Raw genomic sequence first — 13,021 nt, 5'->3', positions numbered from 1 at the left:
GTTGATGAAAGTCTAAAATTATGGAAATAAAATAAAGTTTTTAAAAATTTTGAGTTAAATATTATTCGAAGAATCTTTAATCTAAGTATTAAAATTTCACAAAACTTCCAAGTCCATTTTTTAATCTAAAATTTGAATTCAAAAAAACTTTATCTTTGCCCTTATGATTTTACGCGGAGAAAACTTAATCAAAGAATACGGTCCTAAAAAAGTAGTAAAAGGCGTTTCTGTACAGGTTCAGCAGGGAGAAATTGTGGGTTTGCTTGGTCCGAACGGAGCAGGAAAAACCACCTCGTTTTATATGATTGTCGGTTTGGTTAAGCCTACTTCCGGAAAAATTTTCCTCGACAAACAGGAAATCACGACCGATGCCATGTATCGCAGAGCTCAGAAAGGTATAGGTTATTTGGCTCAGGAAGCATCTGTTTTCCGTAAACTTTCGGTAGAAGACAATATCATGGGCGTTTTACAGTTGACCAAGCTTTCAAAACGCGAACAGCAGATGAAATGCGATGAGCTGATTGAAGAATTTTCCTTACAGCACGTCCGTAAAAACCGTGGAGACCTTTTGTCAGGAGGGGAAAGACGTAGAACAGAGATCGCAAGATGTCTTGCAACGGATCCGAGTTTTATTCTTCTGGATGAACCTTTCGCCGGAGTAGACCCGATTGCGGTAGAAGATATCCAGAAAATCGTAAGAAGTCTTACGGATAAAAATATCGGAATCCTGATTACCGACCACAACGTTCAGCAGACTTTGGCTATTACCAACAAAACATACATTATGTTTGAAGGAAGAATTCTGAAAGAAGGACTTCCGGAAGAACTGGCAAACGATCCGCAGGTAAGAGAAGCTTATTTAGGAGAAAACTTCGTTTACCAAAGCATTTTCGACAAACCGCAAAAGAAAAGTTACGGGTATAATATCTGGGCTGGAAATTTCGATTCTAAAACCCAGTTTCAGAATTTTGTGGACGAAAATTTTGCTCAGTTTGATGATCTCAGATTGCTGTATGGCTTTGAAGACATCAGTTTTGCCTCATTGGGGAATTCCGAAATTCAGCATATTTTTAATGATGTGGTCGATAAAAATGCCAATAATTCTTTTGTGTTTCAGAAGAAAGAGATTAATTCAATGTATTCTTTAGAGCAGGCAGAATCAGACTCAAAAGCAGCGGGAAAGCCTGAACTGCATTATCTCACGACTTACGTATTTGAAAATTAAATTAAGGCAAATATTTGCTGAAAAATAGAATAAAACGTACCTTTTTCTCTGTAAAACGGTACGTTTTTTATTTAAAATCATCGTATGGCAAAACCATTCAACAGAACTGTCACCTTATTCGGAATCTATAAACAGCTTGCTCCTTTTATCAGACCGTATCGTTTGATGATCTACGGAACGCTCTTTCTAACCTTTTTGGGAGCTTTGGCGGCGCAGGTCAATCCTTTGGTTTTAAAATACACAGTGGATGAAGTAACCAAACTTACGCATCTTCCGCATCCGATGTCGGAAGGAATTCATATTCTCGTTATCATCTCCGTTATATTATTGGGAAAAGAACTGCTGAATATTTTTATCAATTTCGGACAGAAATTCTATGGCGAAAAGATCAGGATTAATGTAAGTTCTATTCTCGCACAATCTGCCATCGATAAAATTTTAACCTACAGAGTTGCTTATTTTAATGATGAAAACCACGAATCCGGAAAATTGCAGATCAGAATAGACAGAGGAATTGAAAGTTTAACACGACTGGTGCAGAACTTTTTTATAGATATGCTTCCACTGTTTTCAAATTCAATTATTGCATTGGTTATCATGTATCTGCAAAATGTGTACGTCGGAATTGTTTCCACCATCATTGTTCCCATCTATTTTTATGTAAGCTCATTACAGGCGAAGAAATTAAGCGGAGTACGAAGAACTCTGCGTAACCAGCGCGAACAGAAAACTTCAGGACTTTTAAATCTAATCAACTCCATCATGGTAATTAAGAGTTTTGTCCGAGAAAAATTTGAAGGAAAAAAACAGTACGACTTACAGATGCAGTTGATGGAGAGTCAGATGTTTACAAGAAAAACAAATTTTATTTATGATGGTTTAAAAACGTTCATTGAACAGTTCGGAGTGGTTTTGATAATCCTTCTTACGGTTTACCTCGTTCTGGATCAGCAGATGACCATCGGAGCGATTATGCTTCACATCATGCTTTTCAATAATGTTTCGGCTCCGATTAGACAACTGCACAGAATTTATGATGACATGAATGACGCGATGATCTATGCAGAAGGGTATTTTGATATTTTAAATGCAGACGACGAAAAAGAACCGAACGGAAATTTTGTAGAAAAAGAAATCAAAGGAAATTTTGAACTGAAAATCATCAATTTTACGTATCCGAACGGAACTAAAGCCCTTCACGATGTTTCCATGAAATTTGAAAACGGAAAAACCACCGCTTTGGTCGGATTAAGCGGAGCGGGAAAATCAACGATTATCAATCTTCTGTGTAAATTTTACCCTCCCGATTCAGGAGAAATATTTTTGGATGGGGTAGATCTGAATCATTTTGACAATACTTTTCTAAGAAACGATCTGGGATTGGTACTTCAGAAGAACCATATCTTTCAGGGAAGTATCGAAGACAACATCCGATACGGAAATATGAATGCTACTTTCGAAGAAATTGAGGAAGCGGCTAAAAAAGCCTATCTGCATGAACAGATTTTAGATTTACCGGAAAAATATAATCATGATGCTACGCAACTTTCGGGAGGACAACAGCAGAGAATTGCCATCGCCAGATTATTCTTAAAAAATCCTCCGATTATTTTCCTTGATGAACCAACGGCGAGCCTCGATGTCATCGCCACAGAACAGATCAAAAATTCTCTGGATGCGATAAAAGAAGGCAGAACCGTGATTATCATTTCCCATTCTTTATCGCAGATTTTAGATTCAGATAAAATTTACGTCATGAAAAAAGGCAGAGTAGTGGAAAGCGGAACGCACGATGAACTGGTACAGACCAACGGAACCTACAGAGAAATTTTTGATGCCTCTGCAAGAAGTTTAAATCTGGATAAATTGGTTAATACTTATAATGATAAAAGATAAAAGATAAAAGATAAAAGATAAAAGATAACTTTGCTAAAACACTAAAACACTAAAACACTAAAACACTAAAACACTAAAACACTAAAACTCTAAAACCCTAAAACACTCCTACCTTCACACCCAATGAACGACCATTACCTCAAAAAACTCGACCGCGTCACGGCAATTCTCACCCAATTACAGTCGAAACCGCTTGTAAGAGCGCAGGATCTGGCTGCCAAATTTGATGTGAGTGTAAGAACCATTTACCGCGACGTAAAAACACTGGAAAATGCAGGAATTCCGATCATTGGTGAAGCAGGAAGCGGTTACTCTTTGATGGATGGCTACAAACTGCCACCCGTCATGTTTACCAAAGAAGAAGTTCTGAGTTTCATCACCGCCGAGAAACTGATGCAGAAATTTTCGCATCAGAGTTTGGGAAACCATTATCAGACCGCGATGGAAAAAGTGCGTTCCGTTTTAAAATTTTCCGACAGAAATCTTATCCAGAATATTGAAAATCAGATTGATATTTTTCAGTATCATGCCGAAACCGAAGATACCATTAAAGACGTTCTTCCCACGATTCTGGAAAGCATAGCCGAAAAACGGCAGTTAATCATGGAATATAAAACCGTTGATGAGGAAATTTCGACAAGAACCATTGAAGCAGTCGGCGTTTTCTTTGAATTCAATTATTGGTACATCATGGCTTACTGTACCTTGAGAAACGACTTCCGACAATTTCGTATTGACCGGATTTTAAAGATTTCGAAAACCCAGAATCCGTTTTTAGGAGAATACGGGCAGATTAATGATTACAGGCAAAGCAACAATGGCAATAAAACACTCGTGAGACTTTTGGTAGAGAAAAAAATCATGACTTTTCTGGTCAATTCCAAAAAATATTACGGTCTAACCCAAGAAATTGATGCCGAAAACGGAATGGTAGAACTCACTTTCGAAACAGAATCCATTAAAGACGGATTTCCGCGCTGGCTGATTACTTTTGCAGATTATGCAACGATTTTAGAACCCGAAACCCTCAAAGTACAACTCAATGATTTGTTGTCAAAGATTGCAGACAAACATCAATAAAAACCCCAACAATTGCTGTTGAGGTTTCTGGCAATAATTTAAAATAAAATGATAATGTTTAAACTTTTATTTTTTACCGCAAAAGAAGCAAAAGATTAACACTTTAGTTATTTTAAGTTTAATGATTAATAGAAAAAGAACACATAAGTTAACAAAAATCAAAGGTTCCTTTTGCAAACCTTTAGAAATACCTTAATAAATTCTATAAAGTCTTTTGCTTCTTTTGCGGTTAAATTTAAAATTAGCTTAAACAAACTTCATGTTTAAAGAAGAACGGATCCGCAGATCATAAAACTTCGTTAAAATTTAACCTATGAGACGCATCTCCGCTCTTTTTCCTTACTGCGGTTTCGTGAGAGAATCAATGATTTCAACTTGAACAAAGGCATTAACGAACCGAAAATCTCTCCCAAAAAAAAGGCGGTTCAATTCCCAAAGCTCTTAAATAAACATACCCTTGTCCACGGTGATGAATTTCATTATCAACGAAATACAGAATATTCTGATACACAGGGAATTCATACTGTCCGAATAAATTAAAAGTCTCCTGAAAACGCTCCTCCGAAATCTGCGCAAAATAATGATTGATCGTTTCCGTTTCTTCGTCCCACTTTTTCAGAAGCTCCTCCTTCGTTTTCGGCACAAAACCTTCTTCATTGTAAGCTTCCATATTCTTGTCGACAATCCCCTTCAAAGCAGGTCCGCCAATGCTGATTAACTCAACCGCTAACTTTGCGAACGGTCTCATTCCCGCAATCGAAAATTCAAATAAATCCTTTTCAGGAAACGCTTCGATCACTCTTCTCGTTAAATTTCTGTGACCTTGCCAATGTTCTAATAATTGTTCCGAAGTCATAAACTGTTTTGTGATGGTTGCTGTAGTTGTCATAGTTTTAATGTTGTTTGTTATTGTTGATACAAAGATAAACCGGGGTGATGACAACAGTTTGTCAGTAGGATTTTCAGGATAAAAATTTTTTTCTTTTTAAAATAATTTTTAATATTTCTCCGTTAGATAATCATACTTAAAGCAATGTTAGGTAGATAAATAATTTGAGGGTGACCGGTTTTTAATCGGTCATTTTTTATTAAAAAAGATTAATATAGCCCAAAGTGGCTAATAAAGAGTAGTTTACAAGAACCGAAAGTGCTATCGGTAACGATTTAGTAATGGTGCTTACTGCACTCGCTTTCATCTGATTACCTTGTAAATCATTATTGCAAATTTAATAAAAAAAGGGTTAAGTCGTAGTGTACTTAACCCTTTTTCTGCTTTTCCAATATACATCAAAAAGCGTAATTGGAAATAAATCTTTCCCAATATGGGGACACAATGTGATAATGGTTTACATATTATTTCCAAGTTTTGGTATATCAATTAAAATGTGGTTCCGAAACAAGTAGTGATAACTTTTAACAGACTAAGCTATGGAAATCGTGTTGAGTAAAATATTATCGCAAATTCAGCATCAGGAAGATAATCTTTCTTCTCAAATTATGCAAACTGCTGATGAGGCTTACCAAATGACCTTATTCCTGAAGGAAATGCTATTTACCATAAAGATGAAAGTCTTACAAACCGGATTTAAGGACGAACGGCAGGAAATCAATTTTTTCAAGAATATCAAACCGCAGATTTTAGGAAAACTTATTTATTACAATAAGGTATTCCGCATTGAAACTACCTGCCCCGTAAGTGCAGGGAGAATACACCAAAGTTATTTTGAAAACCAACTTAAAATCCTCAAATCCGAATACAAGGAAAGCATATCCAATGAGGATTTTTACAGGTACTATCGTGCAGGCAGAACTGACCGTGACCACAGTTATTTCAGGCTCGGAAAAATCAATTACCACGATGGTCTAAAAAGTAGTGTATTTGAAATTGACCTTAGCTTTTCTACTTATTACGATAACAAAGTTGCCCATATTATAGCCAATGAATTACTTTATACTTTCTTGCTTACCAAAATAAACCCTGAAAAAAATCCCGATACCATTTCAATAAACGGTGATGGAAACAAAGACATTTCGTGGACGAACTCGCAAAATGCACTGATAGAATTGATTTACGCCCTGTATGTTTCCAAATCTATTGCATACGGGAAAATAGGCATCAGGAAATTAGCATTGATTTTCCAAATCCTCTTCCGAACGCCCTTGAACGATATACATCATTCTTTCCACCGAATGAAAACAAGGGCAGGCTCCCGAACGGTGTTTTTAGACCAGCTCAAAATTTCCCTCGAAGAGTATATGGATAAAGACCTTTAGCAACATCAGCACGGGTGTTTGAAAGCAGTACACAAAATGTACTGCTTTTTCTTTGCCCATATATGCCAATTGGCATATATGGGCAAAAGGCTACTACAAAATAACCGAAACACGCTAAAACCCTTATTAAACAAGGGTTTTTCTCATTGCAAAAAATTTGAAAAAAAGTGCCAAACCAATGGGTACGCATTGGCAGACAAACACTGCCACACTTCTGAATTTTGTACTGTGAATATTAAACAATAGTGCAATGAACATTATAACAGTTGACGAAGAAGTGTGGAAGCACCTCAACGAACGGTTGAAAGCCATTAGCGAATATATCCTCAAACTGGAAGATACAAGCTACGATAGCTTATGGCTCAACAACCACGAAGTCTGCCAGTATCTCCACATCAGCGAAAAAACGTTGTGGCGTATGCGCACCAACGGGCAGATAGCTTTTTCAAAAATGTACGGGCAGTATTACTATACGATTGGTGCTATCAAGGAAATGCTCAACGCTAACGCCGTGCAGACGACCGATGAATATGTGGAGCAGCTTATGGCGAAAGGCAAAAGCTATATCGAGAAAGGCAGAAAGCTGAAATCAGGTAATCATTAAAAGCGTACCCGTATGAATATCGACAAAATGGAATTTGTGGCGTGGATGGAACGCATAATGGACAGGCTGGACATTCTTGGCAACCACATAGACGATTTACAAAAGAAGCGCAACAGCATAGACGGCGAAGAGTTACTGGATAATCAGGATTTATTGCAAATGCTGAAAATCAGTAACCGTTCCCTGCAACGGTATCGCTCCATAGGTAAGCTCCCTTATTATACCATTAGCGGAAAACTGTATTACAAACTGTCCGATGTGCATCAATTCATCAGGGAAAGTTTTAACCCGCCCCTGCCTAAACTGGATGCCAAGAAGTGACAAACACTGCCTTTGAGTGCCACATAACGCAAATCAGTGAAGGCTTCCTTTACATTCGACCGTGAATTTTAAAATTTCAGATTATGAGCGAAGAAACAACGAATAAACAAGAAATGCCGGAACAGCTTTCGGACATATTACTCGTACTGGATAAAGAGAAAATGAAAATCCAGGCGGTAAAGAGTATCGACGAAAACGGGAAAATGGAAACCGTAGAACCCACCAAGAAGAACCAAAACCAGTTTATGCGTGTGGACAAAAGCGGCGATTTCTTTTCCAACTTCTTTTCCAATTTTTTCAGCCAGTTAAAGAACCCTACAAACTTTACTTTCTTCAAAGTGCCTGCCCCTGTTGCTGCTGAAAAAGCGGAGGAACTGCAAAAGCACGTAGATAAGCCCACTCCACAGGGCGAGAAAGTGCTGAAAGAACACGAAGTGAAAGCAGAACTCCAACCGGATAAAAAACAAGAAAATCAAAATAATATGGCAACAGCACAAACAACAACAGAAACAAGCGAATACCGCTACAAGCCGGAGCAGATTGATTGGGACACAATGAAAAACCTCGGATTAAGCAAAGAGTATCTTGAAAAAAGAAACCTGCTCGACCCTTTGTTACGAGGTTATAAAACCAATGAACTTTTACCGATAGGTATTAACCTCGGTAGTTCCATCCTCCGCACAGATGCCCGCTTGTCTTTGCAGCAAGCGGAAGACGGCAATGTTATCGTGGCAATACACGGTATCAAAAGAGAACCTAACCTCCACTTTGAGTTTTTCGGTCACAAGTTTACGGACGAAGACAAGAAAAACCTGCTCGAAACGGGTAATATGGGGCGTGTCGTCAATTTGGTAAATTCTAAAACAGGCGAACTGATGCCGTCCATTATCAGCATTGACAGGCTGACCAATGATGTGATTGCACTGCGCACGGAGTTTATAAAAATTCCCGATGAAATTAAGGGCGTAAAGCTGAATGACGAACAAAAGCAAACGCTGATGGAGGGCAAACCGCTCTATTTAGAGGGTATGATTTCCTCGAAAGGAACGGAGTTTTCGGCAACTGTACAATTCAATGCGGACAAACGGTATGTTGAGTTCCTGTTTGACAGAAGCAACAACAATCAGCAGGCGCAAACGAACCAACAGAATACCCAACAAAGCAATCAGCAAAGCCAACCGCAAGAAGCTCCAAGAACTTTCAGGGGCAAAGAACTGGATGATGAGCAGTACAACAAGTTCAAAGCTGGACAAACCATATACGTTGAACTGAAAGACAAAAAAGACCAACCGTATAAGGGTTATATCACGTTCGACAAAGATAGCGGAAAGACCAATTTTGAGTTTCCCGGTCAGTACAAAGCACGGGTAGAACCTGCCGAAACTCATAAAACACAAACTGCCGTCAATTCGGAGGGTAAAACCAACGAAGCGACCAAGAACGTCCAAGAGCCTTTGAAGTCCGGGCAGCAAAGACCGAAAAACGAGAAGCAGCAGGAGCAACAGGATAACAAGCCTGAAAAATCCAAAGGCAGAAAAATGTAATACAGTATGAAAACAATCATTGCAGAAAAACCAAGCGTAGCAAGGGAAATAGCCGGACTTGTGGGAGCATCCGATAAAAAGGATGGCTACCTGACAGGTAACGGCTATTTTGTTACGTGGGCATTCGGTCATTTAATAGGACTGGGAATGCCCGAAGATTACGGCATTTCGGGATTTGATAAAGCATCCCTGCCGATATTGCCCAACCCGTTTTTATTGACCGTCCGCAAGGTCAAAAAAGACAAAGGGTACACCGCCGATACTGGCGCATTAAAGCAACTGAAAGTCATTGAGCAGCTTTTTAAGCAAAGCAACAGCATCATCGTTGCTACCGATGCAGGTCGTGAGGGCGAACTCATTTTCAGGTACATTTATGAATACCTGAAATGCAACAAACCTTTTGAACGCCTTTGGATAAGTTCGCTTACCGAAAAGGCAATAAAGCAAGGCTTCAACAACCTAAAAGACGGGGCAGCATTTGACGGACTGTATCAGGCAGCGCAAGGCAGAAGCCGTGCCGACTGGCTTGTAGGCATCAATGCTACACAGGCATTGAGCATTGCCGCAGGCAATGGTATCTATTCGCTTGGAAGAGTGCAAACGCCCACACTGGCTTTGATATGCAAACGTTACCTCGACAATAAGAATTTCACGGTAAAGAAATACTGGCAGATACAATTAACGCACAACAAAGCCCAGGTTGATTTCAAAAGTATTTCCGCAACCAAATGGGACGAAAAGCAACTTGCTGATGATACCCTTAAAGCTATTCAGCGTGGCGCAACGGCAACCTTTACATCAGTAGAAACCAAAAGCGTTACAGAACAACCGCCCTTGCTTTTCGACCTGACAGGCTTACAAAAGGAAGCCAACAAAAGGCTGAAATTATCTGCTGAAGCAACGCTCAATATTGCGCAAAGCCTGTACGAAAAGAAGTTTATCACGTACCCACGTACCGGGAGCAAATACATCCCTGAAGATATGTGGGCAGAAATTCCAAACCTCGTGCGGGCATTGCAAAATCGTGAGGATTGCAAGCAAGCCCTTACCAAAATCAAATGGGGACGGTTCAACAAACGTATCGTGAATGACCTCCGTGTAACGGACCATCACGGTTTGTTGATTACGGACAAAGTGCCGTCCGTACTTAATGCAGACGAAAACAAGATTTACAATATGATTGCGCTTCGCTTGCTTGAAGCCATATCGCAAGCCTGTGTCAAAGAAATAACCGATGTATCATTACAGGTATTGCATTACGACTTTACGGCAAAAGGCTGTAAAATTCAGGAAGCGGGTTGGCGTTCCATAAAAGGAAGTTTTACCGATGACGGCGAAGAGCCAGTGCAGGAATTACCTGAACTGCATAAAGGCGACGAACTTGCCATAAAGGAAGCCGCAGTTTTGGAAAAGCAGACCAAACCACCAGTGCTTTACACCGAAGCCGGGCTTTTGTCGGCTATGGAAACCGCAGGGAAAGAAATTGAGAACGAAGAAGAACGCAAAGCCCTCAAAAATATCGGCATCGGTACTCCTGCAACAAGAGCCGCCATTATCGAAACCCTGTTTACCCGTAATTATATCCAACGGGATAAACGTTCTTTAATCCCTACGGAAAAAGGATTGCAGGTGTACGGGCTTGTAAAAGACCGGAAAATTGCAGACGTGGCAATGACTGCCGAATGGGAATTGGCGTTACAGAAAATAGAAAATAACGAAGCGGATGCCGGAACATTCCAAAAGGAAATGGAAACCTATGCCAAATCTATTACCGATGAATTGCTACAAACCTCTATTGCAAGCACCAACCAACCCAAACTAACCTGCCCGAAATGCAAAAGTCAGCAGCTTATTATCCGTGACAAGATTGTGAAATGCCCTGATGAGGCTTGTAACTGGGTACAGTTCCGCACCGTCTGCGGTGTACAAATCAGTATCGAAAATGTAACAAACCTTGTCAATAAAGGCAAAACCTCTCTTATCAAAGGAATGACAAGCAAAGCCGGAAAGAAATTCGATGCTTACATCATTCTGAAAGAAAACACTGAAAGTTCCTTTGAGTTTGAGAAAAACAAAAGCAGTAAACGCAATGGAAAATAAACCGTCAATCGTACCCAAAAAAATCAGGAACCTGATTTATACCATTCGGGGCAAACAGGTAATGTTGGATAGCGACCTCACCGCCTTATATCAGGTGGAAACAAAGAACCTGAACAAAGCCGTAAAAAGAAATATTGAGCGTTTTCCTGTATCATTCTGCTTTCAACTGACCGAAGAGGAAGTTGAAAACTTGAGGTTCCAAATTGGAACCTCAAGTTTAAATTACGGCGGCAGACGTTATTTGCCCTATGTTTTTACCGAACAAGGCGTTGCAATGGCATCTGCCATACTCCGTTCAGATATAGCCGTTAAAATGAGTGTGGAAATAATGGAAGCCTTTGTAGAAATGCGGCGTATGCTCATTAGCAACGCTTCTTTGTTTCATCGTTTGGATAATATCGAGTTAAAGCAACTGGAAGCCGACCAAAAATTTGAAGAGATTTTTAAGGCTTTGGAAAGCGACAAGCTCCACAGTGAAAAAGGCATTTTCTACGACGGACAGGTATTTGATGCCTACGCCTTTGTTTCCGATATTATCCGAAGTGCCAAAAGTTCTATTATCCTGCTTGATAATTATGTGGATGATACGGTGCTTACTTTGTTGGGTAAGCGTAAGACTAATGTAACTGCTACAATTCTTACCAAAAGTTTCAGCAATCAGTTACGGTTAGACTTACAACGCTATAATAGTCAATATCCTCCGATAGAAATTGAAGTGTTTTCCGATGCCCATGACCGTTTTTTGATTATTGACCATACAGAACTCTACCATATCGGGGCATCACTCAAAGACCTGGGCAAAAAATGGTTTGCTTTTTCAAGAATGGATATTGAAGTCGGCAGGATGCTTCAAATCCTAAATAAGCCATAAAAGAAGCCCTCCGAATTTTCGGAGAGCTTCTTTGCTATTTGACACCTAAAATACCCTTATCGTTCTTAAATAGCTTTAGTAGTATTTCTTCTTTAGCCATAAACTTGCTCTTACTAATAATATCAGTACCGGAACTTCTACTAACGGTCCTATAACGCCTACAAACGCCTGTGGAGAATGAATACCGAAAACCGCTATTGCTACGGCTATTGCCAATTCAAAATTGTTTCCTGTGGCTGTAAATGCGATTGAGGCGTTTTTGTCGTAAGGAACATTTAAGGATTTATTGATAAAGAAGCTGACGAAAAACATCAGTACAAAATAGATTACTAACGGTATGGCAACTTTTACTACATCCATTGGCAGTTCTAATATTTTATCTCCTTTCAGACTGAACATTAATACTATCGTAAACAGTAAAGCATACAATGTAATGGGCGATATTCGGGATACAAATTTCCTGTTATACCATTCTATACCTTTTGATTTCACCAATGCGTAACGGCTTATAAAACCTGCTAAGAATGGAATGCCTAAGTATATCAATACGCTTTCGGTTACGTCTTTCATTGATACGCTTACATTGAAGTTAGCTATTCCTAATTTTTCAGGTAATACATTGATGAATAACCAAACTAAGAAGCTATAAGAAAGTATCTGGAAGATACTATTTAATGCAACTAACATAGCTGTATATTCTCTGTTTGCTTTAGCTAAGTCACTCCAAACGATTACCATTGCGATGCACCTTGCCAAACCTATCAATATCAGGCCTGTCATATAATCGGGTTCGTTCCGTAAAAACAAAACTGCTAAACCGAACATCAGTACTGTGCCGATAACCCAGTTCAGCAATAAGGATATACCGATTACTTTTTTGTCCTTAAATGCCATAGGTAATAATGAATAATCAACCTTTGCCAATGGTGGGTACATCATCAATATTAAACCTATTGCCAACGGAACATTTGTAGTGCCTACGGATAGAGCATTTGTAATTTTTGATATATCCGGAAAGAAATATCCCAATCCTATGCCTAATGCCATTGCAAGGAATATCCATAAGGTTAGGTAACGGTCAAGGAATTTTAGTTTTGATTGCATTG

Annotated in this window: 10 protein-coding genes and 1 pseudogene; 9 read left to right on the top strand and 2 right to left on the bottom strand. The window is 39.2% G+C overall.

The genetic code is table 11. The features are described from left to right. Window positions 1-163: 163 nt before the first annotated feature. The 3 genes and pseudogenes from lptB to B0E34_RS10565 all read left to right on the top strand — a co-directional run. Window positions 164-889, top strand: a pseudogene (lptB, locus tag B0E34_RS10575) (LPS export ABC transporter ATP-binding protein); the annotation flags it as partial. Window positions 890-1,390: 501 nt separating this feature from the next. Continuing rightward, on the top strand, window positions 1,391-3,121 hold the full coding sequence (locus tag B0E34_RS10570) for an ABC transporter ATP-binding protein (protein WP_087709380.1): 1,731 nt from the start codon (window positions 1,391-1,393) through the stop codon (window positions 3,119-3,121). A gap of 123 nt (window positions 3,122-3,244) precedes the next feature. Beyond that, window positions 3,245-4,201 carry a helix-turn-helix transcriptional regulator gene (locus B0E34_RS10565; protein ID WP_087709280.1) on the top strand — a complete coding sequence of 319 codons (957 nt, stop codon included), beginning with the start codon at window positions 3,245-3,247 and terminating at the stop codon, window positions 4,199-4,201. Between the two features lie 388 nt (window positions 4,202-4,589). On the opposite strand, the gene B0E34_RS10560 is transcribed toward B0E34_RS10565, so the two are convergent. Then, window positions 4,590-5,090: a DinB family protein gene (locus B0E34_RS10560; RefSeq protein ID WP_087709278.1), complete on the bottom strand. Its 501-nt coding sequence runs from the start codon at window positions 5,088-5,090 to the stop codon at window positions 4,590-4,592. A gap of 539 nt (window positions 5,091-5,629) precedes the next feature. On the opposite strand from B0E34_RS10560, the gene B0E34_RS10555 reads away from it, so the two are divergent. From B0E34_RS10555 to B0E34_RS10530, 6 genes are all read left to right on the top strand, one after another. Next, complete coding sequence (locus tag B0E34_RS10555; RefSeq protein WP_084018966.1) at window positions 5,630-6,475, top strand: RteC domain-containing protein; 846 nt, start codon at window positions 5,630-5,632, stop codon at window positions 6,473-6,475. Window positions 6,476-6,725: 250 nt separating this feature from the next. After that, window positions 6,726-7,079, top strand: a complete 354-nt coding sequence (locus B0E34_RS10550; protein ID WP_013632656.1) for a helix-turn-helix domain-containing protein — start codon at window positions 6,726-6,728, stop codon at window positions 7,077-7,079. A gap of 12 nt (window positions 7,080-7,091) precedes the next feature. Continuing rightward, window positions 7,092-7,400, top strand: coding sequence for a helix-turn-helix domain-containing protein (locus B0E34_RS10545; RefSeq protein WP_084018968.1), 309 nt, complete (start codon window positions 7,092-7,094; stop codon window positions 7,398-7,400). Between the two features lie 83 nt (window positions 7,401-7,483). After that, the gene (locus B0E34_RS10540; protein ID WP_087709277.1) at window positions 7,484-8,944 is read left to right on the top strand and encodes a DUF3945 domain-containing protein; all 1,461 of its coding nucleotides are present in this window, start codon (window positions 7,484-7,486) and stop codon (window positions 8,942-8,944) included. A gap of 6 nt (window positions 8,945-8,950) precedes the next feature. Beyond that, entirely contained in the window at window positions 8,951-11,044 is a 2,094-nt protein-coding gene (locus B0E34_RS10535) for a type IA DNA topoisomerase (RefSeq protein WP_087709275.1), read from the top strand. Further along, window positions 11,034-11,915: an ORF6N domain-containing protein gene (locus B0E34_RS10530; RefSeq protein ID WP_087709273.1), complete on the top strand. Its 882-nt coding sequence runs from the start codon at window positions 11,034-11,036 to the stop codon at window positions 11,913-11,915. The genes B0E34_RS10535 and B0E34_RS10530 overlap by 11 nt, the downstream gene beginning before the upstream one ends. A gap of 75 nt (window positions 11,916-11,990) precedes the next feature. On the opposite strand, the gene arsB is transcribed toward B0E34_RS10530, so the two are convergent. Next, a complete protein-coding gene (arsB, locus tag B0E34_RS10525) occupies window positions 11,991-13,019 on the bottom strand; it encodes an ACR3 family arsenite efflux transporter (protein ID WP_084018974.1) in 1,029 nt (342 codons plus the stop codon). Window positions 13,020-13,021 lie beyond the last annotated feature (2 nt).

It is taken from the genome of Chryseobacterium mucoviscidosis, assembly GCF_002177115.1.
In the GTDB taxonomy this organism is placed as follows: domain Bacteria; phylum Bacteroidota; class Bacteroidia; order Flavobacteriales; family Weeksellaceae; genus Chryseobacterium; species Chryseobacterium mucoviscidosis.
This window is presented reverse-complemented; position numbering and strand designations above follow the sequence as displayed.